A 21,705-nucleotide genomic window follows, 5' to 3' on the forward strand; every position below is an offset into this window, starting at 1 on the left:
GGTCACATTTTTAGATATTCTTCTACTAGCGACTTGTAATCGTATGATGCTGCGCATCTGCTTGAATATAAAAGAATTGGTTCTCTTGCAAACGTGCTAGGCTTCATTTTTGGCGTTTTTCTGATGCATGTTTCAAAAACCGGATATTCCAAGGTTTTAAAAAACTCTTTCCCCTGTATATCAGCATCATTTGTCCTGTCGTATTGTGTTACAAAACACCCGCAGAAACGAAGATTTGGGTTTAGATCTTCTTTTGTATTGTCGATCTGCTCTTTTAATTCTGCCAAACCGTCCAGAGCAAAGTCATCTATCGTGACCGGTACTAATACGTCATCTGCTGCCACCAGCGCATTAATCGTGGATATATTTATATCCGGGGCATTGTCTATAATGCAGTAGTCATACTCCCTTTGAGCCTGCTCTAAAGCTTTTTTGAATCTTGTCTGTTGCGGTCTCTGCTGGTCAAGGAGAACCTCTAAATTTGCTTTCAAAAGATTCATGTTTGCAGTTATAATGTCAAGCCCTTCATAATCCGTTTGCTGTATTATTTCTTTCAGTTCCGTTCTGCGTTCCGTCATGATGTCCGCGGTTCCTTTATGGCTATAATCATGCCGATTCAATATTTTACTTGCATTGCCCTGCTTATCATTGTCGATCAGCAAAACTTTGAATCCGTGGGCTGCTGCCAGTATATGGCCTATGTTTACACTAGAGATCGTTTTTGCAACCCCGCCCTTTAGGTTTATAATTGATATCGTTTTCAAATTGCTTTCTCCCTTCTGGCTTTTTGAATCTTTACGTTTCCAAAGAAAATATCTTTGTTTAAGAAACATTCCCGGTACTTCCCTTTTTTCTTTTCAACTTCTATCAGGATATAATGCGGATAGATCTCTATTAATTTCCCTTCGATCCGCTGCATATGAGCCTCTTTTCCTCTCCCTACCCATTTAGAAACGCTTATTTGACTTCCAGCTTTCAGCTTCATGGATTTTCGCATCATTTCATCCGTGTATGCATAGCGTCCATTTTGCTTCGCTACTCTCAATGCAATCTCCCTCCCATCAAGGTCCTTACAATGTCCTCTGCCTTGTACTCCCCTGCGATATTCTTTGTCTTTTCCATCTGTCTGCAAATTTTTTCACGGCTTCGTTTATTTTCTGGTTGTAGGATGGTCAGGATTGCATTAATGTCATATGTAGCAAATTCTTGGAACGCCGCAAATAATTCTTTCTGCATAGCCTCTTTCAAAGCCTTATCCGTTTTTTTGTTCAAGTGTGGCCCCCTATTTCCTTTATGGAATCCGGCCGGGAGGGCTATTTTTGAATAAAAGTGGTCTACGCCTCCGTGTGACCGGTAAACAATATGGTGCATCTCAATCGGTCCTGCTGCCTCTTCATCGCTGTAATATCCAAGTTCTTTCTGTACGTCAAAATTAATCATGTAAGTCTCCCTTCCAAAATTGTTTTGCAGTTATATTTGTCTAAATTAATATCGCACCTTAATTTGTGCAGCGTTGCAAAGACATAGATTTGCTTCCACAAGTCTGCGTTTTTAATGTCTTGCTTATTTGCTTTCTGCCAATCTGCGTCTGCATACCTATTTAGATCTTTTAATATCCGCATGAAGTATTCCGATTCCGTGTGGATCGTGATTTCCATTCGTTCGCCCTTCTTGATCCTGTGCAATGCTCGGAGTGCGGCTTCTACTACTGCCCGGTTCTTGGTCGTATCTTCTAATTGTCCTTCATCAATCAGAAGATTTGTTTTTATTGATACATACTCCAAGATTGCCCGGTACACTGCTGGTCCGGTCTTCCTTGCATGGCAGGCTGTGTATATGTAAATATCTATGCGTTTCATGGAATCTCCCTTCTTTTCCGCATCCTGGCCCGAATGTAAAACATCCCGTTAAAATCGTTATAGTAAACCTGCGACTCCGTAAAAAGATACTCTGGGAACCATTCTTTCATTTGCCATTCCAAATAGGATCGGTCTTTGACCATTTCTTTTACATAACCTTCCACCTTTTTGTACTTTCCGAACTGATCCTTTTTTGAATGGACTTTCCGAACTCTAAATTGCTTTAGGTTTGTGCTGCTGTTCCATCGCTTTTTTCCTTTCGGCTCCTTGGTTATGTAATTTGCCAGACCAGTTAGACCATACTCATCTTTTTCCAGACGTCGTGTTTCATTTCTGTGCCCTTTTTTCCAGGTCTTTTCTACCAGGTCCATATCGAGCTGCCCATCCATTACTAAATGGTGGTGCCACCTGACTTTTGATTCTGGCGAAAACTCTGTTACATAGACATACTTTGCATTTGGCAGGCCACGCTTTTTCCGCTGGTAATTAATCCTTCTAATATAGTTCTGCATATTCTTAATCGCTTCATCCATATCGTCCGGCTCCTGCCCTTTCCCGTATGTAAGAGTGATCCAGATATCCCGGTCCGTAAAATTATGCTCTATGAGCCGATTCACATATTTTCTTGCGTTCTTATCATTCAGACTCTTTTGTGCCTTCGAGTTATCCCTTTTGAGTCTTGCCCCTTCCGGTATATCTGACAGCTTTGAAAACTCCGGATAGATCTCTATTTCAAGCTGTTCACCTGCCCTTACTTCTTTACAGGCATATACCGCTTTGAATCGGTACTTTAGCATCTGTTCTATGAAATATTCATGGAGTGTCTCGATCTGTTGATTGAATGCTTCCTCATAGTTATATGGGATGTAGGTCATCCCTCTCTTCTTCCTTGTCACCTACGCACCACCTACTTTTCGTTGAGTTGTTAATATAAATTACAAGGCCGATATAAGCCGCTCGGCTCCTTGCATTTTCAGTATGTGCATGGTAAAATGAACTTAAGGATTTATTTGTTACCATGCAAATACCTTGGCGTTAGATTCTCCCAAAATCTAACGCCTTTTTTCTTTTAATTCTCTAAGTTCCTCGACCGTTCCCAAGTCTTCATATTGGCCCAGCTTGTCCACAAGCTGTCCAAAGAGGCAATTATTTTCTTCTGACGTCTCTGAAATCTTTGACGCCCGATATGTATTTGTGTCTCCGTTACGCATGGTCAGCCTATCCTTTGCACAATGCATAGTACCTCCTAGCCTCCCTTGCTCTCCCATGCTTTACGCATTGACAATAAGTATGTATTCCGTTCCAGCAATTAACAAAGTCTCTGTCTCCTTCACTCTGTACTGTTAATAAAGGATATTGAAATCCCAAGATTTCTTCTACAATATCTCTGGCTTGTCCTGTTTTTTCCGCTGTATCACAAACAGCTTTAGCTACAGAGTTCCCTTCAAGAGAATACAAAAATGTTCTTCTAATGATCCGTGGGTCTACTTCTTTTAAAAGGATTGTTTCCCATTCTATGATTGCTTTTTCTGCATCCCCAATTTTAATATCTTTGTTCTTTGCGATCTCTTCTATTGGTATCCCATTCAGATGCATCGCATATATTTCTTCTTTCATTTGCTTTTTTATATACATGGCTCCTCCTTGCTTGTCCTTCTGCAACTGCTTACGCAGTTGTGACCTTCCCTCCCAGTGATTTGATTACCCTTCGGACAAATTCTTCTTTTATTTCTTCCAGTTCATCTTCCGGGATCTCTTCCATTGGAACGTCTTTTCCATTAATTTCAACATAACGTTTTCCTGGTTTTAGCACAAAATCACCTCCTTTATACATCTTATGAACCGCTGTTTGTCCTTGTTTCCTGCTTGTTATTTCCATGTATCTCCTTTATAATTTTAGTACAGGCTCCCGCCAGAGCCGAGTATCAGAAGAAAGGAGATCTCTATGACTAAAAACGATTTTTCATTGCTTTTTGATTCTTCCTATAAAAAAGCCCTGGAGAAATACGCAAACAAAAACGCTATAGAAACTATGTTTTTAAACTATGCAGATGAAAATGGTAAAATTGATTCTGGCTCTCTTGCCGTAATGGCCATTATGACATCACTTGAAATGAACAAAGTTGTTCTTAAAACCGTTCTTTCAGAAGTCCTTGAATTTGATGAGTAATTTGTTCACTCATTTTGTCAACGCTTTCACTCTCCCCCAAAATATTTTTTATGTTTTGGGGTTCTTCTTCTGTCTCATTCAAGATTTCTTTTATCATTTCACCGCTTTTCTTCATTGATATTTCAAAGACTCTTTTCGTATCCTCTATGAATCCTTCAATAAATTTTGTATCATCCGAAAAAAAAACAGGTGATCCCTCTTCGCAATTCATCAGGGCTTCAACATGTATTCTATTGATTAGTTCTGGAAGTTCTGCATAAATGGCATTCTGAAGATTTGTGTAATGATTAATTACATTTGCTGCTTTTAAGTCTTTTGTCACTTTCTCACCTCGATTCTTATACTTGTCCTTCCACAGCCGGTTTACGTAGCTGTGTTAGATGTCTTTTCTTTTCCTGCTTTTCATCCCTATGCTGGTTTCTTTCCCTGGTCTTTTTGTTGCTCCCGTTTTTTCATTTCTTGGTACATACACAATACCTCTGCATTGCTTTTCATTAATAACAAGCTCTGCTTATCCATTTGTAAAAGGTTTTTCATTGTTGTTTCTCTCAATTCTTCCTCTGTCATTTTTTTTACGTCCATTTTTCTCACCTCCTTGTTGATTACACTTACATTATAGTTTGTTAAATCATCTTTGTCAACTCTTTTTAGTTGACTAAACTAACTTTTTCTGATATGATTCATTTATGGAGGTGATAAATTGAGTAACGAATTTAAAGAAATTGGACAACGAATAAAAGAAATAAGACAATACTTTGAATTAAGTCAAGATGATTTTGGAAAGAGAATACATATAACAAAATCGTCTGTTAGTTTGTTAGAATCCGGAAAAAACAATCCATCCGATCAAACAAAGGCACTTATCTGTTCAGAATTTGGTATAAATATTTCTTATTTAGAGAATGGAACTGGTGAAATGTTCGTCCCGCCAGAGGATGAAGTTGCCGAATATGTCTCTATGTTCCTAGAAGAAAAAAATGATTTCTTTGACTTGATACTTGCGACAATGCGATCATACAAGAACTTAGACCGATCAGGACGAGAGGTGCTCTGTAAAACAAGTGCAGATATAAAAGAACATATAATAAGTGAGTACTTAAAAAATGAACATACAAAAAAAGAAGACGATTAACTCGTCCCCTTTTTCTGCAAGTGCCTGTTAATAAGCACTAAAATCTGTTTTATGAAATGTTCGTCTGATTCGTCCATTTCTTGTAGTTTTTCAATAATTTGTTTGACATATGGGATGTGATTCATTGGCTTATCCCCCTTTTCATATGTGAAATTTATAAGATATAAAGATTTTACCATAATTTCTTTCTTTTGTGTCATATATACATACGATTTCCGGTATTCTGGAAATCGTACATTGAACCGCCACTACAGCTTGAAATTATGGTATAATTTACTTATATTTGCTTATAAAAAGGTCAGTGATCCGTACATTTAAGGCTTTTGCTATTTTTTCTAACTGATCTAATGTGGGTGACTTTTTTCCATTCTCAATTTCGTTTAATGCGGTTTTTGTGATTCCAGTTAGATCTTGTAATTGCTTTAAAGTTATATTTTTATTGTGCCGTGCGTGCCATGTTCTTATTTCCATAAAACAAATTATAAATAAAAGTCAGTTTTTATACCTTGGTAAAATTTACCACGATAATACACTCAGATGAACGCAGTTAAATTTCTACAATAAGGAGAAGTTTTATGAAAAAACATAGCTTTAACAAAATAACTATAGTTGTTTTTGTAATATGGACTGGCTATATCATCTACAATATGTCAAAAATAATTAAACAAGTTGGTTTTCTTCCAGGGCTTATAATCTATTTATTTGGACTCTTACTTTTTTGTGGCTCGACTCTCTTTTTCACAATGAGGCAAAAGAAAAATAGACCGAAGTTCGTTAAATCAAGACAGGATTTTGCATCGTCGGATTTCAAGCCATCTGCAAAGCCTTCAAAACATTTAACTTTTCACTTAGCTGGTGTAACTTTTCCTTGTTACAAAGACGGGGATTTTCTCCGGCAGGATGAGATTTCTGACATATCTGTCGATGATACAATTCACTTAGAAGAATATCAATACAAAGGCGAACCTGCATATTTAGTTGTTCCTGACAGGACAGATATGGATATCGGTGTTGTTCCGGCTCATGTTGCTGAAATGATTTCAAACGAATACGCATTTCATAAAGCAGAAGGTTATATAAAGAAAATCGAAGAAGTTGAAAGCGATAACCCTAAATTCGATTGCGTTGAAGTCGTTGACATTAAACTATACTTAATTTCACAACGGGAATTAGATAAACTTAACCAAAAATAAAAAAACCGCCCGGCGTCAACCAGGCGGAAATAAAATGATACTATTACCGGTCATGTCGGATATAATATCGTAGTCGCATACATATTATATCATTTCATGAAGGCACCTGGCAATAGGTGTTATTTTTGTACTCTTTTTTAATACAATAGAATGAGGTGATATAATGAAAACTGCTGCCGCTTACATAAGAGTCAGTACCCATATGCAGGAGGAATTGTCTCCTGACGCTCAGAAACGTCTTCTGATCGAATACGCAAAGAAGAATGACATGATCCTTAGCAATGAATTTATTTTTATGGATAAGGGGATATCGGGAAAGAAAGCTGATAAGCGACCTGATTTTATGAAAATGATATCTATGGCAAAACAAAAGCCTGCGCCCTTCGATGTGATTTTAGTTTGGAAGTTCAGCCGTTTCGCAAGGAATCAAGAAGAAAGTATTGTATACAAAAATTTACTTCGTAATAAGTGTAAAGTCGATGTGATAAGCATCACGGAGCAGACGGGTGACGGGATGTTCGGCAAGCTAATTGAGCGGATCATTGAGTGGATGGACGAATTTTATTCTATTCGCCTGGGGGAGGATGTTACAAGAGGCATGGTTGAAAACGCTATGCGTGGCAATTTCCAAGCATCACCCGCTATTGGATATAAAGTTGTCCGTAAAGGTGAGCTTCCGAAGAAAGTTCCAGAAGAATCAAAACCCGTTGAGATAGCTTTTAAAAAATTCAATTCTTCCATGGGTTTTTTAGAAATCGCAAGATATCTAAATTCACTTGGCTATCGGACAAAAACAGGAAAATTATTTGAGGCAAGAGGAATTAAGTATATTTTAACCAATCCGATCTATAAAGGTTGGCTTAGATGGAACTATAGAAATCCAGATGGATCAAGGAAATCAAAAGAGGATTGGATTATAGTGAAAGTTCCCGGATTGGAGCCCACCGTTTCTGAAGAGCTTTGGGATGCTGTAAACGAAAGAATAGAATTAATGTCTAAGATAGTCCCCCCGAAAAGCAAACCGTCATCTGTCAAGCGGCATTGGCTTTCCGGCCTGATTAAATGTTCTGCTTGCGGGCGTAGTCTTTCTACCTCTGTCCACACTGACAAAAGATATGGAAGGATTTATACAAACTTTCAATGTTATGGATATTTTAAAGGGAAATGCACTGTGTCCCATCAGGTATCCGAAAAAAAGATTGTTCCTATTGTATTGGCAATGTTAAAAGAAGACTCGCTAAAAAAAGACGTTCCATTCGAGATCCTGACAGATAACAAGAACTCTGATGAAATCTCAATCTTAAAGTTACAGTTAGAAAAAATAGATATGAAGGAGCTTCGAATCAAAGAAGCCTACAGGAATGGAATTGACACTTTGGATGAATACAAGGAAAATAAAGATATACTTACAAGAGAACGATCTTCTCTACAAAATAAACTTGAGTGTTTAAATGTCCCTGAAGAAGAAATGAAAGCAGATATGCCTAAAAGGATTGGAAGCGTATACGATATTGTTTCAAGTGAATCAACTACAAAGGATGAGAAGTATGCAGCTATCAATTCGATTGTTAAAAAAATAGTCTACAGGAAATCTGATGGAGAGGTTGACATCTATTACTATTATTCATAAACCTGATAAATGCGTGCTTCGTCGTACTACATACGCTATTACTATAAGGATGACACAATGGGGATCTAAGTATCTTGGCGATCAAGGATACACTCCAATCGAAATCCTCAGATACTACTACGGTGAAAGTATTTATATCAATACTGCGGAGCAGATCTCAGGTATTCCTGCCTCCTGGCCGGGCCATGACCTGACTATTGGTTCCACGGGTGACAAGGTACGCCAGATGCAGGAACAATTAAACCGGATTGCGAAGGATTATCCTTCCATCCCTACGATCCCGGTAGACGGTTCCTTCGGACAGCAGACAGCCGATGCCGTAAGGACATTCCAGAATGTATTCGGACTTGGACAGACGGGAATCGTTGACTATCCTACCTGGTATAAGATCAGCGAGATCTATGTAGCGGTCAGCCGGATCGCGGAACTAAATCCATAAAATCAAATAGGCAGCGGAACACTATTTCCCGCTGCCTATTCCTTTCAATATCTGTAACTCCAAAAAATATTTGTCTTTGGGCTGTCGATCAAAATAAAAATCAGTCTCAACTATGAGTCCTTCTTCATCGAAATCCACCGTATTACCTTCCTCAATCCTCGTTTCGTCCGAAACACTGCATTGGTACATGCCCTCCGGCAGATAAAAAATCCTGGGATCCTTAAGATCTGACTGCTGTATTTCCATAAATATATAGTAGAGATCCTTTTCGCCTTTTCTATAGCGGATCAGGCCCTGCTGATAAAACACAGTCAGTCCCAATTCCTGTGATAAAGAGTACAATTTTGTGATCTCACTCATATATGCTTTGTCATCTGCAGCCGGATGTTCCCATGGAAGCGCAATGACCGCCCTCTCCCCAATGTATTTATCATAAATATCCCTGCCCCTTTTTCTTATCTCATCAGACCCTTTGATCCTCTTTTCCAAACCGTCAATCTGAGACAATGTCTCCTGTATCTTTTTTGCCTTCTCCTCCGCCTTTCGGCGGCCGTCCTCCAGCAGGCTTTTTACATCTAAATGGCTCTCCTCATCCATATATTCCTGCATTTCTTTCAGTGGAATGTCCAATCCCAGACACAGCAGGATCATATCCAGCATCAACATCTGCTCAATGGAATAATAACGGTACCCGGTTTTGGGATTTGTATATGCAGGTTTCAGAATGCCAATCCGGTCATAATATCTCAAGGATTTAATGCCTACTCCTTTCATTCTAGAAACTTCTCCGATTGTCAGATATTCTTTCATCTCACTTCTCCTTGACTCTCCCATTATGGGATACTTTATACTTTTATTATAACAGAAATGTGGAGGTTTTATCTAAATGAACAAAAATAAATTTTATCAATTTGTGATTCCGTCGGTTTGTGCATCCATGGTCACCGGTTTATACTTTGTAGTTGACGGGATTTTTGTGGGGCGGGGAATCGGCTCTTCCGGACTGGGAGCCATTAATCTTGCAGTTCCCTTCATCTGTATCCTGACTGCAGTGGCTATGATGATCGCCATGGGAGGTGCAACCATTACATCCATCTTTATCGGACAGGGCAATGACAAAAAAGCCGTTCATTCTTTCATGAACAGTATTTTTCTTGTACTAATCTTTTCGGCCGTCATGACTATCATCAGCTTTCTTTTTTCAGACAGCATTGCTATGATCCTAGGTGCAAAGGGGAATCTGCTGTCCTTGACTTCGGATTATCTTCGTTACTATATCCTGTTCGGAGTCTTCTTCTGTATGGCCATGGTGCTTGCAGCGTTTGTCCGTAACGACGGAAGTCCGCGGCTCGGCTTAGTAGGCATGGCAGCCGGCGCGATAAGCAATGTGTTTCTTGACTGGCTGTTTATCTTTGTTTTTAACATGGGGATTCACGGAGCTGCCATTGCATCCGGGCTCGGCCAGGTCATTTCCTGTATGATCATGCTTCCCCACTTTATCGTGGGAAAAGGCCGGCTGAAACTGAAACTCCTGCCCCTAAAAAAATACTATGTTCTGGAGATCCTGCGCAGGGGTATACCGGAACTGATCACGCAGATGAGCCAGCCCATCACAATTTTCTGCTATAATTTAATCGTGATCCAGTATCTTGGGAATATGGGCGTATCCGCTTTTTCTGTCGTATGTTATCTCCTGACCCTGGTATTCTCTATTTTTATCGGAGTTTCAGATGGAATCCAGCCGTTGATCAGCCGTTCTGTAGGAGAAGGAAAAAAGGAACTAGAGCAGTATTTTTTCCGAAAAGGTATTGTGATAAATTTTCTACTGGCTCTTTCCTTATATGCGGTGCTGCTATTGTTTGGAAAACCGATCATTCACATATTTAACAGGGAACCGGCTCTTGTGCGCCTTGCCAGTGAGAGTTTGTCGGTCTATGGTATATCCTTTCTGTTTGCCGCAGTGAATATGATCTTTACCACCTACCACCTGGCGTCCAAAAGAACGTCCAAGGCTCTGGTCATTGCCTCTCTGAGAAGCTTTGTTGTAAATGTGGCGTTTATCTTTCTTCTGCCCTCTGTCTTTGGACGGCAGGCTCTTTGGACCGGTATTATTGCCGCAGAAGCCGCTGTCACTGCCATTGCCGTACTGATGATGAAAAGAAAGCTAAAATCTCAGGCGTATAAGGCAACGGCAGCAGAAAATTAGAGAGGGTCAAAAAGCTTCTAGTATAAACAAAAAAATATCCATGGAATCAAACGATTCCATGGATATTATATTTGTCTTCATAAGTCTTATAAAATTCCACCGATGCTTAAGAATAACGGTGCAAATACTAATGCTACGATCGTCATCAGCTTGATCAAGATGTTGATAGACGGTCCTGATGTATCTTTGAATGGATCTCCTACGGTGTCACCGACAACTGCTGCCTTATGGGCATCGCTTCCTTTTCCGCCGTGATTTCCTTCTTCAATATACTTCTTCGCATTATCCCAAGCTCCTCCGGCATTTGCCATGAAGATCGCCATCATAACACCTGATGCCAAAGATCCTACTAACAATCCGCCGAGTGCCTCTACCCCCAACAGAACTCCGATGAGCAATGGAGCAATGATCGCCATAACTCCTGGAAGAAGCATCTCTTTTAATGCTGCTGATGTAGAAATCTCAACACAGTTCTTGTAATCCGGTTTTCCTTTTCCTTCAAGAATTCCCGGGATCTCTTTAAACTGACGGCGTACTTCCACAATCATTTCATTTGCTGTCTTACCTACAGACTGCATTGTAAATGCTGAGAATAAGAACGGAAGCATTCCTCCGATCAATACACCCACGATAACTTTCGGATCCAGACAGTTGATGGTTGTAAGGCTTACGGCCTGTGAATACGCAGAAAACAGTGCAAGTGCTGTCAGCGCTGCAGAACCGATGGCAAATCCTTTACCCATAGCTGCTGTTGTATTTCCTACTGCATCCAGCTTATCTGTGATCTTACGTACAGATTCATCAAGCTCTGCCATCTCCGCAATACCTCCAGCATTGTCGGCGATCGGTCCATAAGCATCAACTGCTACTGTGATACCTGTTGTAGAAAGCATACCAACTGCTGCAAGGGCAATTCCATATAAACCTGCAAACTGATACGCAACGATAACTGCGATACAGATAAAAATGATCGGGAATGCTGTGGATTCCATTCCTACTGCAAGTCCTGAAATAATCGTTGTTGCAGATCCTGTCTCGGACTGGTCTGCAATCTTCTTAACTGCGCCGTAGTCGCTGGATGTGTAGATCTCAGTAAGCTTACCGATGATATTTCCAACCAGCACACCGCCGAGGATTGCCCAGAAAGTATCCAGGTTACCAAAGAACTGACGGCTTAAGAAAAATGCTGCAACTAAAACGATGACACTTGAGAAGTATGTACCTCCATCCAATGCCCTGTGCGGATTCTGGCTCTTTGTGTTGACAACAAAGATAACTCCGAGGATTGATGCCGCGATTCCAATCGCTGCAAGCACTAATGGATATACGGCACCTTTCACGCTGAATGCCACTACACCGATGGTGATAGCAGATACGATAGATCCTACATAGGATTCGTATAAATCGGCACCCATACCTGCGACGTCACCTACGTTATCACCTACGTTATCGGCGATAACAGCCGGGTTTCTCGGATCATCTTCCGGGATTCCTGCTTCTACTTTACCTACCAGATCGGCTCCTACGTCGGCAGCTTTTGTATAAATACCGCCTCCCACACGTCCAAACAGCGCTACAGAAGATGCTCCCAGACTGAATCCTGTCAGTACGCTGACGTCTCCTGTAATCTTATAAACCATGGTCACACCGAACAGTCCGAGACCTACTACTGTAAGACCCATAACGGCTCCGCCTGAAAATGCGATGGATAAAGCTTTGCTCATCCCGCCTGATCTTGCTGCTTCTGCTGTTCTAACATTTGCTTTTGTAGCTGTATGCATACCGATATATCCTGCTAACGCAGAAAAGCATGCTCCAACCAAAAAACAGACTGCTGATACCCAGCTTTGAATTCCAAGGCCGATTAATACAAATACTACAATACAAAAAACAATAAGCAGCTTGTATTCCGCCCTTAAGAACGCATGGGCTCCTTCGTTGATCGCTCCGGCAATTTCCTGCATCTGGTCATTTCCCGCATTGGCACTTTTTACTTTTGACATAAGCGCAAATGCAACAACCAGAGATAAGATTCCGGCCGCAATCGCAATGTACATTTCCATTGTCCAATCTCCTTTCACTTTCCTCATAAATAAAATTTGAGTCTATGACTTATAGTCACATTTTCATATTATACCAAAGACATTTCAAGAATACAATATTTTCAATGAAAAAGGCTGGAAGATCAAACTTCCAGCCAATAAAAAGATATTATTTGATTTCCACGATCCAGCCATGGTTGTCCTTGATCTTACCAAGCTGTATCCCGCTTACGGTATCATAAAGCTTGTGGCTTAATTCACCGATTCCGCCGTCTTTTACCTGCATGACCTCATCTCCCCAGCGGAACTTTCCTACCGGTGAGATTACTGCTGCAGTCCCTGTTCCCCAGACTTCCTCCAGGAGTCCTGCCTTGTGGGCTTCGTAAATCTCATCAATAGAGATCCTTTTTTCTTCCACTTCATATCCCCACTCTTTGCAGAGCTGGATCACAGAATCCCTTGTGATTCCTGGAAGGATACTTCCATTTAACTTCGGAGTCACAACTTTACCATCTATCTTAAAGAAGATATTCATGGCTCCCACTTCTTCGATATACTTTCTCTCTACACCGTCCAACCAGAGTACTTGAGAATATCCCTCATCATGGGCTTTTACCTGGGAAAGGATGCTGGCTGCATAATTCCCCCCGGTCTTGGCCTCCCCGATTCCTCCGCGGACAGCGCGCACATAGTCATCTTCGATCCAGATGCTGACCGGATCAAGTCCTTCAGGATAATAAGGTCCTACCGGTGACAGAATGATAATGAACTTATAATATCTGGATGTCTTCAGTCCTAAGAAAGGATCTGTTCCGATGATGAATGGACGGATGTACAGTGAATGATCCGGTTCGTCCGGTATCCAGTCCTTATCCAATGCGACCAGCTGCTCAATGGCCTGGATATAATCTTCTTCCGGGATCTCCGGAATGCACAGTCTGTCGGATGAGCGGTTAGATCTCTTGGCATTCATATCCGGACGGAATAAATTAACATTCCCGCTTTCTGAGTTGTATGCCTTCAGTCCTTCAAAGACACCTTGTCCGTAATGAAAGATCGTAGCCGCCGGTGACAATGTAAGGTCTGTATAAGGAACGATGCGCGGATCATACCATCCTCTGCCCTCCTCATAATCCATCACAAACATATGATCCGTAAAAATGGTTCCAAACAACAGCGGATCGTCTTTGGCCGGTTTTTCCTTCGGACACTGGGTCTTTTCAACTTTGATATCTAACATGTTATCTCTTCCTTCCTGTTCTATGTATTTTCTTACGTTTTATTATGAAACTTTTTAAATCTTCTGTCAATCTTTCATCTTCTGATACTTCAAAAATACATACTCAAGGTCGAAATATGTCTGTTCATCGCTCTCCTCTACAATCTTCCACTCCTCCATCTCATCGAGATCTGGAAAATAAGTGTCTGCGTCATAGGCATAGTCCAGTCTGGTCACGTATGCTGTATCACAGTAGGGAAGCATCATTCTGTAGATGCTCTCTCCACCGATGATAAAAATATCCTCGTCACTGTACTTTTTCAGTTCATCAAACAGCTCTTCTGTGCTGTGCACTACAACCGCCCCTCTGCCATCATAGTCCTGATCTGTGGTCAAGACGATATTGGTTCTCTTTGGAAGGGGCATTCCGTTGGGGAAACTCTCCAATGTCTTTCTTCCCATGACAACCACCTTGCCTGTTGTCGTCTGCCGGAACATCTTCATATCATTTGGGATGTGGACCAGAAGCTGGTTTTCTTTTCCGATCCCCCAGTTCTTATCTGCATTTACAATTAGATTCATAGTCTTCTCCTATATGGCGATGGGAATATCTTTGATCTGTTCTCCCGCCTTGTAATCTTCTATCTTAATGTCGTCCAGTGTAAACTCATAAAAATCCTTCACATCAGGATTCAGGGAAAACTTCGGTGCATCATAGACCGGCCGCTGGATCAATTCCCTGATAATCGGGATATGCCGGTCATAGATGTGGGCATCTGCGATCACATGGACAAACTCACCCGGCTCCATATCGCACACCTGAGCCAGCATATAGATCAGGACAGAGTACTGAACAACATTCCAGTTGTTTGCCGCCAGGATGTCCTGGGATCTCTGGTTGAGAATACCGTTCAGCACCAGCTTGTCATGTCCCGGTTTCTTCGTCACATTAAATGTCATACTGTAGGCACACGGATAAAGGTTCATCTCATGCAGATCCTGGTGCACATAAATATTTGTCATAATCCTGCGGCTGTAGGGATTATGCTTCAGATCATAGATCACCCTGTCCACCTGGTCCATCATACCTTCCGCATACTGATGCTTCACCTGCATCTGATAACCGTACGCCTTACCGATCGATCCGTCTTCATCTGCCCATTCATCCCACACATGGCTCTTTAAGTCGTGAATATTGTTAGACTTCCTCTGCCAGATCCAAAGCAGTTCATCTACCGCAGACTTCACAAACGTCTTCCTCAGTGTCAGAGCCGGAAACTCTTTGGATAAATCATAGCGGTTGACCACACCAAACTGCTTCAAAGTGTAGGCAGGTGTCCCGTCCGGCCATTTAGGCCTGACCTTCTCCCCCTCTGTGCTGGTGCCATTCTCTAAAATGTCCCTGCACATATTCATAAACAATGTATCTGCATAACTCATTCCTTACCCTCTCTTTCCACTTTCTCAAGTTCTTCTCTTATCTGCTCTTCTTCCTTCTCACTGTTGATGGTCAGCATCTCAATCCGCCTCTGGAAAAATGCAATCTTCCGGTCAAACACCCCGAGCTTATACAAATTGTACACGAAGATACCAAGGATCAGGGCCAAAAGCATGCCTCCGATTCCGGAAAGTTTTAATCCAATATAAATCAAAAACAGTGTCGTGAGCGGAGAAATTCCCATGCTGTCCCCCATCATCTTCGGCTGCAGCACCTGTTTTGTCACAAGACAGATCACATAAATGATCAATAGGATCACAGCCGTCTTGATATCCCCGGTGAGAATCTTATAGAGTGCCCATGGAATAATGGCTGTCCCCGTACCAAGGATCGGCAGTACGTCCAGGATTGCGATCACAACAGCGAGAAAAAAAGCATAGCTGATTCCTGCAAGGATAAATCCGATCCATAGGATGGCAATAATAATGACCATGATCTTCACCTGGGCCCAGCAGTAACTTGCCAGCACACCCAAAGTATTGTGGTAAAAGATTCCAATCTTATGGCGTACCATCTTTGGAACATGCTTTTCATATCCCTGCATGATCTTCTCCTTATCCACAATAAAAAGATACGCAGCAAAGAACATCACAACCGTCCCAATAAATCCGCTGGTCATTCCTTTGGCAACATTGCCGGAATGCTCCATTCCGTAGTTTCCAATAGCTCCCACCACCTTGTCCAGCACTTTGTCCGTGGAACCAAGCATGGTATCAAACTTGTCCCCGAAACCATACGGCAGGGACTCCATCAAATGGAGCATCTGCTCCTTTAGATTCATAAGCTGGGTCTGAACTGTCTCCCTGAGATCCGGAAGACTGGCTGCAAATCCAACGATCTGCTGTGCCAGCTGGCTGACGATAAAAGAGATTAGAGCGATCAGGCCTGCTATAACCGCGATGATGATCAGCGCCGAGCCAAACTGTTTGGGCAGCCGGACCTTATCTTCTAGAAAAGAGATAACCGGATGAGCCAGCATCGCAACGATCCAGGCAGCCACAAAAGGCCATAAAAAGCCGATGCACTTCGGCAGAACAAAGATCAGCAAAAATGCCCCTCCCGCAATCACAAGAAGTTCCATAAAAATTTCTAAGTATATTTCCCAACGTCTCATTTTCATCACCCCAGATTTTTAATTTTAGTTTGTTGCACAGAACGTATCCACCCAAAGGCTATGGAATACGATATGCCCCACGGGTACATCTATTATAAAGTACAAGGCTTCGTATGACAAGGTCACTGCCCCTCCCGATGTAAAATTCACACTTTTGTCATAAATAAATTCTGTCCCTTTTCGTAATAGTAAACCCTGTCAGACAAAATCTCATCTTTTTCTACCACAGTACGGTTTACTTCCTTGACCAGTTTTGCAAGAGCCAAAGGGTCGCTTCCGTCCTCTTCCGGCACCAAAAGTACTTCATGAATGCTGCTGGGAAGGATATAAAATCCTCCCTGGATCTGCTCGGAAAAGCGTTCCAGGACACCTTGGTACAACACAGCCCCTGCTCCGTTGATCCCTTCCCTATTGGATAATACATACAGCTTTTCCCTGCCGCCCTTCATCTGCGGGAAGATCTGCTCCATAGGGCGGAGCAGCGCAGGGAAGGCCTTTTCCGTGTTCTCTTTTGCATCTCTTATGAGTTGCTCCCTGGTGATGCCCCAAAGCTTGAGATCCTGGCTGCGTATGAGCGCACTGGCCATTCCATCCCTGTCATGGTGGGCAAACCAACGGAATGTGACTGCAAGGTCCTCCACACGCTCATAAGGACAGTCCTCCAGCAGTTTTTTATTCTTCTCATAATTTACGAGCCTAAAGAACAGGTGCCCCTTCATATAACTGTAATCCCTGTACAGATCAGATTCTATCGGGCAGTCGCTCCCACTCTCCTCATAGAGTGCGCCCATTCTGCACAAAAGCTCTCCCAGATCAGCACCGTTTTGGTACTCTGTAAAAAAAGAATCTACATAGATAATGGGCTGGCAGGTCTCTTTTGCTTTTCCAATACACAGACCATGCAAGCTGATGTTATTATTCTTCGTGATCTGCCGTATAGTGGCCTTTTTCTCTTCCGGATCACTGACATACTCTAATATATGCTCCTCTACATAATCTAAGAATTCTTGACTGTTCAACATAACCGCTCCTTCCCTGTGAAACGGAAATCTACGCCATACCCCTCCTCGTATATTCCATAATTTTGAAATAATTACAATATTATCTTAACCCACCAGAATAAAAAAAGCAAGCGGTACCGAAATAATTCTCCGGCCGCCTGCCATAACCTATTTATTCATCATTGATTTAAAGAATCTTACAAGAGCCTGCATTTCTTCATCCGTTCCAATGGATATTCTTAGATAATTATTGATTCTCGGTTTATCAAAATAACGGACGTAAATTTTTTCTTTTTTTGCCGCCTCAAACAACTCCCTGGCCGGTATCGATTCATGGGCCGCAAACACAAAATTTGCCTTGGAGTCCGCAAATGAAAAGCCCAGCTCTCTCAGCTCTTCCTGAAACCATTCCCTGGTCTTTATGATCTTGTTTCTTGTATCCTGAAAATATTCCTCATCTTTAATGGCTGCCGTGCCCATGACGATTGACGGCTCATTCATTGTATAAGAATTAAAAGAGTATTTCACATCACTCATAGCCTTGATCAGTTCCCGGTTTCCCATGGCATAGCCGATTCTAAGTCCCGCAAGGGAACGGGATTTAGAGTACGTCTGCACCACAAGAAGGTTGTCATAGTCATGGATTAGGCTCAATGCGCTTTCTCCCCCGAAATCAATATAGGCTTCGTCCACGATCACCAGTACTTCCCTGTTATGGTCTAAAATATCCCTGACCGTCTCAAGTTCCAGCAGTGCTCCTGTGGGGGCATTGGGATTCGGGAAAATCACTCCCCCGTTTTCACCGTAATAATCCTGAGCGCAGATCTCAAATTTCTCATTCAGCGGTTTTCTCTCAAACGGTATCTGGAACAGATCTGCCCAGACATCATAAAAGGAATAGGTAATGTCAGGGAAGAAAACAGGAACGTCCGAATTAAAAAAGGTCAGAAAGGCAATGGCCAAAACATCATCGGAGCCCACTCCCACAAACACTTCACTGCTGTCAATCCTATAATACGAACTCAAAGCTTCCGTCAAGTCAGATACCGCCGGATCCGGATATTTTCTTAAATTTGTAATTTCTTTCATTGCCTCCAGAACCTTAGGAGACGGGGGATACGGGTTTTCATTGGTGTTAAGCTTGATCACGCCATCTTCCTTGGGCTGTTCCCCTGGCGTATACGGAACCACATTTCTTACACTATCTCTCCAAGACTTCATCTTATCTCTCCTTGTATTCATCAATCAGCTGTTGAAACAGCGGCAGTGCTTTCTCAATACGTTCTGTGGGTACACAGTAAGAGATCCTCACGTAACCCGGACAGCCAAAACTGTCTCCAGGAACCATAAGAAGATCGTATTTCTTTGCCCTTTCACAAAATGCGTTGGCGTCCGGTTCCAAGGCTTTTGGAAACAGATAAAAGGCCCCTCCCGGCTCCACACACTCATAACCCATCTCAATCAACGCGTGATAAAACAGATCTTTATTTGCCTGATAGACAGACAAGTCAGAGGTAAGATCTACACAATCGCCCACAACCTTCTGATAAAGGGCAGGGACGCTCACATAGGAGAGAAGCCTTCCCGCAGCGATAAAAACTGCCAAAAGATCATCAAAATCCTCGGCCTGGCTGGGCGCTATGATATATCCGATCCTCTCTCCCGGAATGGAAAGGGATTTGCTGAAGGAATAGCAGACCAGTGTATTATTATAATAAGAAGGAATGTGCGGCAGCTTAATACCATCATACACGATCTCCCTGTAAGGCTCATCTGATATGATATAAATGCTGTGTCCTATCTCTTTCTGTTTTGTCTCCAGGAGTTTCGCCAGTCGTTTAATCGTCTCTTCTGAATAGACCGCTCCCGATGGATTGTTAGGAGAGTTGATCAACACTGCTTTTGTATGTTCACTGATGGCTGCCTCAAGCCTTTCAAAATCAATCTGAAAGGAATCTGTCTCTGCCGGGATCACCGTAAGCTTACATCCTGCCCCCTGGGCATACACCTGATACTCGGGAAAGTACGGGGCAAAGGTGATGATCTCATCTTCGGGCCCGTCCACAAGACTTTTAAAACAGATGCCGATGGCCGCAGCCGCTCCGATGGTCATAAAGATATTGTCTGCCCTGTAGTCGGTTGAAAACCTGCGGTTCAGAGACTTGGCAACAGCATCCCTGACCTCATAAATGCCGGCATTGCTGGTGTAGCCGTGTACTGCCACAGGATCTCCGTCTTGTATGTACTTTACCGCTGTGTCATCCACCTCTTTCGGGGCGGGAACAGAAGGATTTCCAATGCTGAAGTCAAATACATTTTCAGCTCCCACTTCCTTGGCTCTTTCCATCCCGAATTCAAAGATATCCCGGATCACAGAATGCTGGCCGGACAATTCTAATACTTTTTTTGATAACATAAATCCCACTCTTTCTTTCGTATGTTCACTTTATGCGCCAAATGCAATTCGACGCAGTCAAATAGTTTCCCTATGGAATAAAAAGGCAGTACGTAAGATTAACGTACCGCCTTTGGTTTCAAATTCTATTTAACCGATCACGTCGCTCATGTCATACATACCTGCCGGTTTCCCTGCCAGATAGATCGCTGCGCTGACCGCTCCTTTTCCAAAAATGGCCTTGGAATATGCCGTGTGATGAAATTCAATAACCTCATCCTGCCCGGCAAAAATTACATCATGCTGTCCGACAATGGTTCCTCCGCGGACTGCTGAGATGCCGATTTCCTTTTTCGGACGTTGAATCCTCCTCTGGCTTCGGTCGTAGACGTACTCATATTCATTGTGAAGTGCTTCATTCACCGCATCCGCTAGAGCAAGTGCGGTTCCCGACGGCGCATCCACCTTGAGCTTATGGTGCTTTTCTACGATATCGATGTCAAAGTCTGCCTCCGCCAGCACTTTCGCCGCCGTATTTACAAGCTTTAATAAAACATTAACACCAAGAGACATATTGGCAGACCTCAAAACCGCTGTTTTTTTACTTGTCTCCTGAACCTTTTGAATCTGTTCTTCGCTGAGGCCCGTTGTACAGAGTACAAGCGGGATCTGCTTCTCTGTCACATAGTTCAGCAGACGGTCTGTTGCTTTGGAAGATGAAAAGTCGATAATGACATCCACATCCACATTGCAGTCGTCCAGATTCTTAAACACAGGATAAGGATTGTGTCCATCGTCCTTAAAGTCCACTCCGGCTGCCATCACGGCGCTGTCAGATTCATCGATGATCTTGCTGATCACCTGTCCCATGGCTCCGTTGCAGCCGTGCATCATTACTTTTATCATTCGTGCTGCTCCTTAAAGAATTCCTACTTTTTTCATAGCTTCGATCAGTTCCTGGGCATGGTCTTCTTCCATCTCCGTGAGAGGTCTTCTTACGGCATTGGCTCCGTATCCAAGCTCTGCCATGGCTCTCTTAACAGGGATAGGATTCACTTCACAGAAAAGTTTGTGGATCACATCCATATACTTCATCTGAAGCTCCTGACTGCCTTTTACATCTCCATTTAAGAACTTCATGACCAGATCATGAGTCTCCTGAGGAGCAATATTAGACAGTACAGAGATTACACCTTTTCCTCCGAGAGACAAGATTGGAAGTATCTGGTCATCATTTCCAGAGTACATATCAATCTCCCCGTCTGTCAGATAAAGCGCATCCGCCACCTGGGAAAGGTTTCCGCTGGCTTCTTTCATACCTACGATATTTTCTACAGATTTAAAAATCTTGGCTGTTGTATCGGCCTGAATGTTCACACCGGTTCTTCCCGGGATATTATACATAAGAATCGGAATGTTCACTGAGTTTCCAATGCTTTCGTAATATTCAACTAAACCGGCCTGTGTCGCTTTATTATAATATGGAGTTACTACTAAAAGCCCGTCGCTTCCGACTCTTTCCGACTCCTTGGCAAGATAAAGGGCTTCATCTGTGCAATTAGCACCGGCACCGGCAATGACCGGAACGCGTTTGTTGACACAGGAAACACATGCGGCAACCACTTCTATCTGTTCTTTATGAGACATTGTGGACGCTTCCCCTGTGGTCCCGCAGATGATGATACTGTCTGTACCATTCTTGATCTGGTCGTCAATGACCCTCTCAAGCTGGTCGTAGTCTACTGATAAGTCCTCTTTCATCGGCGTAATCAACGCAACGCCGGCCCCAGTAAAAATAGCCATATAC

Annotated in this window: 27 protein-coding genes and 1 pseudogene; 6 read left to right on the forward strand and 22 right to left on the reverse strand. The window is 42.4% G+C overall.

Features of this window, described 5'->3' with window-relative positions; all coding sequences use genetic code 11:
- Nucleotides 1-2: 2 nt before the first annotated feature.
- From AR1Y2_RS13475 to AR1Y2_RS17860, 8 genes are all read right to left on the reverse strand, one after another.
- The gene (locus AR1Y2_RS13475) at nucleotides 3-764 is read right to left on the reverse strand and encodes a ParA family protein (RefSeq protein ID WP_137329430.1); all 762 of its coding nucleotides are present in this window, start codon (nucleotides 762-764) and stop codon (nucleotides 3-5) included.
- Nucleotides 761-1,045 (reverse strand): Veg family protein, encoded by a 285-nt coding sequence (locus tag AR1Y2_RS13480; RefSeq protein ID WP_137329431.1) that lies wholly within the window; start codon nucleotides 1,043-1,045, stop codon nucleotides 761-763. Before AR1Y2_RS13480 ends, AR1Y2_RS13475 begins: the two co-directional genes overlap by 4 nt.
- Nucleotides 1,042-1,440, reverse strand: coding sequence for a hypothetical protein (locus AR1Y2_RS13485; protein WP_137329432.1), 399 nt, complete (start codon nucleotides 1,438-1,440; stop codon nucleotides 1,042-1,044). Before AR1Y2_RS13485 ends, AR1Y2_RS13480 begins: the two co-directional genes overlap by 4 nt.
- Nucleotides 1,437-1,859 (reverse strand): RNase H family protein, encoded by a 423-nt coding sequence (locus AR1Y2_RS13490; protein ID WP_137329433.1) that lies wholly within the window; start codon nucleotides 1,857-1,859, stop codon nucleotides 1,437-1,439. Before AR1Y2_RS13490 ends, AR1Y2_RS13485 begins: the two co-directional genes overlap by 4 nt.
- Nucleotides 1,856-2,755, reverse strand: a complete 900-nt coding sequence (locus AR1Y2_RS13495; RefSeq protein ID WP_137329434.1) for a rolling circle replication-associated protein — start codon at nucleotides 2,753-2,755, stop codon at nucleotides 1,856-1,858. Before AR1Y2_RS13495 ends, AR1Y2_RS13490 begins: the two co-directional genes overlap by 4 nt.
- Nucleotides 2,756-2,911: 156 nt before the next feature.
- Nucleotides 2,912-3,097: a hypothetical protein gene (locus tag AR1Y2_RS13500; RefSeq protein WP_137329435.1), complete on the reverse strand. Its 186-nt coding sequence runs from the start codon at nucleotides 3,095-3,097 to the stop codon at nucleotides 2,912-2,914.
- Complete coding sequence (locus AR1Y2_RS13505) at nucleotides 3,078-3,494, reverse strand: hypothetical protein (RefSeq protein WP_137329436.1); 417 nt, start codon at nucleotides 3,492-3,494, stop codon at nucleotides 3,078-3,080. The genes AR1Y2_RS13500 and AR1Y2_RS13505 overlap by 20 nt, the downstream gene beginning before the upstream one ends.
- Nucleotides 3,495-3,525: 31 nt before the next feature.
- Nucleotides 3,526-3,672 carry a hypothetical protein gene (locus tag AR1Y2_RS17860; RefSeq protein ID WP_175403658.1) on the reverse strand — a complete coding sequence of 49 codons (147 nt, stop codon included), beginning with the start codon at nucleotides 3,670-3,672 and terminating at the stop codon, nucleotides 3,526-3,528.
- A 132-nt stretch (nucleotides 3,673-3,804) separates the two neighbouring features.
- On the opposite strand from AR1Y2_RS17860, the gene AR1Y2_RS13510 reads away from it, so the two are divergent.
- Nucleotides 3,805-4,029: a hypothetical protein gene (locus AR1Y2_RS13510; RefSeq protein ID WP_118476709.1), complete on the forward strand. Its 225-nt coding sequence runs from the start codon at nucleotides 3,805-3,807 to the stop codon at nucleotides 4,027-4,029.
- On the opposite strand, the gene AR1Y2_RS13515 is transcribed toward AR1Y2_RS13510, so the two are convergent.
- Together AR1Y2_RS13515 and AR1Y2_RS17865 are read right to left on the reverse strand one after the other, a co-directional pair.
- Complete coding sequence (locus AR1Y2_RS13515) at nucleotides 3,989-4,351, reverse strand: hypothetical protein (RefSeq protein ID WP_137329437.1); 363 nt, start codon at nucleotides 4,349-4,351, stop codon at nucleotides 3,989-3,991. The genes AR1Y2_RS13510 and AR1Y2_RS13515 overlap by 41 nt on opposite strands.
- Nucleotides 4,352-4,437: 86 nt before the next feature.
- Complete coding sequence (locus tag AR1Y2_RS17865; protein ID WP_175403659.1) at nucleotides 4,438-4,611, reverse strand: hypothetical protein; 174 nt, start codon at nucleotides 4,609-4,611, stop codon at nucleotides 4,438-4,440.
- A 118-nt stretch (nucleotides 4,612-4,729) separates the two neighbouring features.
- On the opposite strand from AR1Y2_RS17865, the gene AR1Y2_RS13520 reads away from it, so the two are divergent.
- A complete protein-coding gene (locus tag AR1Y2_RS13520; RefSeq protein WP_175403660.1) occupies nucleotides 4,730-5,161 on the forward strand; it encodes a helix-turn-helix domain-containing protein in 432 nt (143 codons plus the stop codon).
- Between the two features lie 273 nt (nucleotides 5,162-5,434).
- On the opposite strand, the gene AR1Y2_RS18340 is transcribed toward AR1Y2_RS13520, so the two are convergent.
- Entirely contained in the window at nucleotides 5,435-5,632 is a 198-nt protein-coding gene (locus tag AR1Y2_RS18340) for a helix-turn-helix domain-containing protein (protein WP_137329439.1), read from the reverse strand.
- Between the two features lie 104 nt (nucleotides 5,633-5,736).
- Here AR1Y2_RS18340 and AR1Y2_RS13530 point away from each other — a divergent pair, with 104 nt between their 5' ends.
- The 3 genes and pseudogenes from AR1Y2_RS13530 to AR1Y2_RS13540 form a co-directional block, all read left to right on the forward strand.
- Nucleotides 5,737-6,354: a hypothetical protein gene (locus AR1Y2_RS13530; protein WP_137329440.1), complete on the forward strand. Its 618-nt coding sequence runs from the start codon at nucleotides 5,737-5,739 to the stop codon at nucleotides 6,352-6,354.
- A 202-nt stretch (nucleotides 6,355-6,556) separates the two neighbouring features.
- On the forward strand, nucleotides 6,557-7,984 hold the full coding sequence (locus AR1Y2_RS13535; protein ID WP_243118758.1) for a recombinase family protein: 1,428 nt from the start codon (nucleotides 6,557-6,559) through the stop codon (nucleotides 7,982-7,984).
- Between the two features lie 49 nt (nucleotides 7,985-8,033).
- A pseudogene (locus AR1Y2_RS13540) lies at nucleotides 8,034-8,423 on the forward strand (peptidoglycan-binding protein); the annotation flags it as partial.
- Nucleotides 8,424-8,444: 21 nt separating this feature from the next.
- Here AR1Y2_RS13540 and AR1Y2_RS13545 read toward each other — a convergent pair.
- The gene (locus AR1Y2_RS13545) at nucleotides 8,445-9,233 is read right to left on the reverse strand and encodes a MerR family transcriptional regulator (protein WP_137329442.1); all 789 of its coding nucleotides are present in this window, start codon (nucleotides 9,231-9,233) and stop codon (nucleotides 8,445-8,447) included.
- Between the two features lie 76 nt (nucleotides 9,234-9,309).
- Between AR1Y2_RS13545 and AR1Y2_RS13550 the strand changes: the two genes are divergently transcribed.
- Nucleotides 9,310-10,629, forward strand: coding sequence for an MATE family efflux transporter (locus AR1Y2_RS13550; RefSeq protein WP_137329443.1), 1,320 nt, complete (start codon nucleotides 9,310-9,312; stop codon nucleotides 10,627-10,629).
- Nucleotides 10,630-10,715: 86 nt separating this feature from the next.
- Here AR1Y2_RS13550 and AR1Y2_RS13555 read toward each other — a convergent pair whose 3' ends face one another.
- From AR1Y2_RS13555 to dapA, 10 genes are all read right to left on the reverse strand, one after another.
- Nucleotides 10,716-12,692 carry a sodium-translocating pyrophosphatase gene (locus AR1Y2_RS13555; protein ID WP_137329444.1) on the reverse strand — a complete coding sequence of 659 codons (1,977 nt, stop codon included), beginning with the start codon at nucleotides 12,690-12,692 and terminating at the stop codon, nucleotides 10,716-10,718.
- Nucleotides 12,693-12,840: 148 nt separating this feature from the next.
- On the reverse strand, nucleotides 12,841-13,911 hold the full coding sequence (locus AR1Y2_RS13560; RefSeq protein WP_137329445.1) for a branched-chain amino acid aminotransferase: 1,071 nt from the start codon (nucleotides 13,909-13,911) through the stop codon (nucleotides 12,841-12,843).
- 66 nt (nucleotides 13,912-13,977) lie between these two features.
- Nucleotides 13,978-14,472 carry a dihydrofolate reductase gene (locus tag AR1Y2_RS13565; RefSeq protein WP_137329446.1) on the reverse strand — a complete coding sequence of 165 codons (495 nt, stop codon included), beginning with the start codon at nucleotides 14,470-14,472 and terminating at the stop codon, nucleotides 13,978-13,980.
- Between the two features lie 9 nt (nucleotides 14,473-14,481).
- Nucleotides 14,482-15,330 carry a thymidylate synthase gene (thyA, locus tag AR1Y2_RS13570; RefSeq protein WP_137329447.1) on the reverse strand — a complete coding sequence of 283 codons (849 nt, stop codon included), beginning with the start codon at nucleotides 15,328-15,330 and terminating at the stop codon, nucleotides 14,482-14,484.
- The gene (ytvI, locus tag AR1Y2_RS13575) at nucleotides 15,327-16,502 is read right to left on the reverse strand and encodes a sporulation integral membrane protein YtvI (protein ID WP_137329448.1); all 1,176 of its coding nucleotides are present in this window, start codon (nucleotides 16,500-16,502) and stop codon (nucleotides 15,327-15,329) included. The genes thyA and ytvI overlap by 4 nt, the downstream gene beginning before the upstream one ends.
- Before the next feature lie 146 nt (nucleotides 16,503-16,648).
- Nucleotides 16,649-17,524: a DUF5688 family protein gene (locus tag AR1Y2_RS13580; protein ID WP_137329449.1), complete on the reverse strand. Its 876-nt coding sequence runs from the start codon at nucleotides 17,522-17,524 to the stop codon at nucleotides 16,649-16,651.
- A gap of 147 nt (nucleotides 17,525-17,671) precedes the next feature.
- Nucleotides 17,672-18,724: a histidinol-phosphate transaminase gene (gene hisC / locus AR1Y2_RS13585; protein ID WP_137329450.1), complete on the reverse strand. Its 1,053-nt coding sequence runs from the start codon at nucleotides 18,722-18,724 to the stop codon at nucleotides 17,672-17,674.
- Nucleotide 18,725: 1 nt separating this feature from the next.
- Nucleotides 18,726-19,919: a pyridoxal phosphate-dependent aminotransferase gene (locus tag AR1Y2_RS13590; RefSeq protein WP_137329451.1), complete on the reverse strand. Its 1,194-nt coding sequence runs from the start codon at nucleotides 19,917-19,919 to the stop codon at nucleotides 18,726-18,728.
- Between the two features lie 129 nt (nucleotides 19,920-20,048).
- The gene (gene dapB / locus AR1Y2_RS13595; protein ID WP_137329452.1) at nucleotides 20,049-20,804 is read right to left on the reverse strand and encodes a 4-hydroxy-tetrahydrodipicolinate reductase; all 756 of its coding nucleotides are present in this window, start codon (nucleotides 20,802-20,804) and stop codon (nucleotides 20,049-20,051) included.
- 12 nt (nucleotides 20,805-20,816) lie between these two features.
- Nucleotides 20,817-21,701, reverse strand: coding sequence for a 4-hydroxy-tetrahydrodipicolinate synthase (gene dapA / locus AR1Y2_RS13600; RefSeq protein ID WP_137329453.1), 885 nt, complete (start codon nucleotides 21,699-21,701; stop codon nucleotides 20,817-20,819).
- Between the last annotated feature and the right edge of the window lie 4 nt (nucleotides 21,702-21,705).

The organism is Anaerostipes rhamnosivorans, assembly GCF_005280655.1.
GTDB lineage: Bacteria > Bacillota > Clostridia > Lachnospirales > Lachnospiraceae > Anaerostipes > Anaerostipes rhamnosivorans.

Excerpts from the sequence above, each read along its gene's own strand:
- AR1Y2_RS13485 (WP_137329432.1), bottom strand. The coding sequence starts at position 1,440 with ATGATTAATTTTGACGTACAGAAAGAACTTGGATATTACAGCGATGAA.
- AR1Y2_RS13490 (WP_137329433.1), bottom strand. The coding sequence starts at position 1,859 with ATGAAACGCATAGATATTTACATATACACAGCCTGCCATGCAAGGAAG.
- AR1Y2_RS13500 (WP_137329435.1), bottom strand. The coding sequence starts at position 3,097 with ATGCATTGTGCAAAGGATAGGCTGACCATGCGTAACGGAGACACAAAT.
- AR1Y2_RS13505 (WP_137329436.1), bottom strand. The coding sequence starts at position 3,494 with ATGTATATAAAAAAGCAAATGAAAGAAGAAATATATGCGATGCATCTG.
- AR1Y2_RS13510 (WP_118476709.1), top strand. The coding sequence starts at position 3,805 with ATGACTAAAAACGATTTTTCATTGCTTTTTGATTCTTCCTATAAAAAA.
- AR1Y2_RS17865 (WP_175403659.1), bottom strand. The coding sequence starts at position 4,611 with ATGGACGTAAAAAAAATGACAGAGGAAGAATTGAGAGAAACAACAATG.
- AR1Y2_RS18340 (WP_137329439.1), bottom strand. The coding sequence starts at position 5,632 with ATGGAAATAAGAACATGGCACGCACGGCACAATAAAAATATAACTTTA.
- AR1Y2_RS13530 (WP_137329440.1), top strand. The coding sequence starts at position 5,737 with ATGAAAAAACATAGCTTTAACAAAATAACTATAGTTGTTTTTGTAATA.
- AR1Y2_RS13535 (WP_243118758.1), top strand. The coding sequence starts at position 6,557 with ATGCAGGAGGAATTGTCTCCTGACGCTCAGAAACGTCTTCTGATCGAA.
- AR1Y2_RS13545 (WP_137329442.1), bottom strand. The coding sequence starts at position 9,233 with ATGAAAGAATATCTGACAATCGGAGAAGTTTCTAGAATGAAAGGAGTA.
- AR1Y2_RS13550 (WP_137329443.1), top strand. The coding sequence starts at position 9,310 with ATGAACAAAAATAAATTTTATCAATTTGTGATTCCGTCGGTTTGTGCA.
- AR1Y2_RS13555 (WP_137329444.1), bottom strand. The coding sequence starts at position 12,692 with ATGGAAATGTACATTGCGATTGCGGCCGGAATCTTATCTCTGGTTGTT.
- AR1Y2_RS13560 (WP_137329445.1), bottom strand. The coding sequence starts at position 13,911 with ATGTTAGATATCAAAGTTGAAAAGACCCAGTGTCCGAAGGAAAAACCG.
- AR1Y2_RS13565 (WP_137329446.1), bottom strand. The coding sequence starts at position 14,472 with ATGAATCTAATTGTAAATGCAGATAAGAACTGGGGGATCGGAAAAGAA.
- thyA (WP_137329447.1), bottom strand. The coding sequence starts at position 15,330 with ATGAGTTATGCAGATACATTGTTTATGAATATGTGCAGGGACATTTTA.
- ytvI (WP_137329448.1), bottom strand. The coding sequence starts at position 16,502 with ATGAGACGTTGGGAAATATACTTAGAAATTTTTATGGAACTTCTTGTG.
- AR1Y2_RS13580 (WP_137329449.1), bottom strand. The coding sequence starts at position 17,524 with ATGTTGAACAGTCAAGAATTCTTAGATTATGTAGAGGAGCATATATTA.
- hisC (WP_137329450.1), bottom strand. The coding sequence starts at position 18,724 with ATGAAGTCTTGGAGAGATAGTGTAAGAAATGTGGTTCCGTATACGCCA.
- AR1Y2_RS13590 (WP_137329451.1), bottom strand. The coding sequence starts at position 19,919 with ATGTTATCAAAAAAAGTATTAGAATTGTCCGGCCAGCATTCTGTGATC.
- dapB (WP_137329452.1), bottom strand. The coding sequence starts at position 20,804 with ATGATAAAAGTAATGATGCACGGCTGCAACGGAGCCATGGGACAGGTG.
- dapA (WP_137329453.1), bottom strand. The coding sequence starts at position 21,701 with ATGGCTATTTTTACTGGGGCCGGCGTTGCGTTGATTACGCCGATGAAA.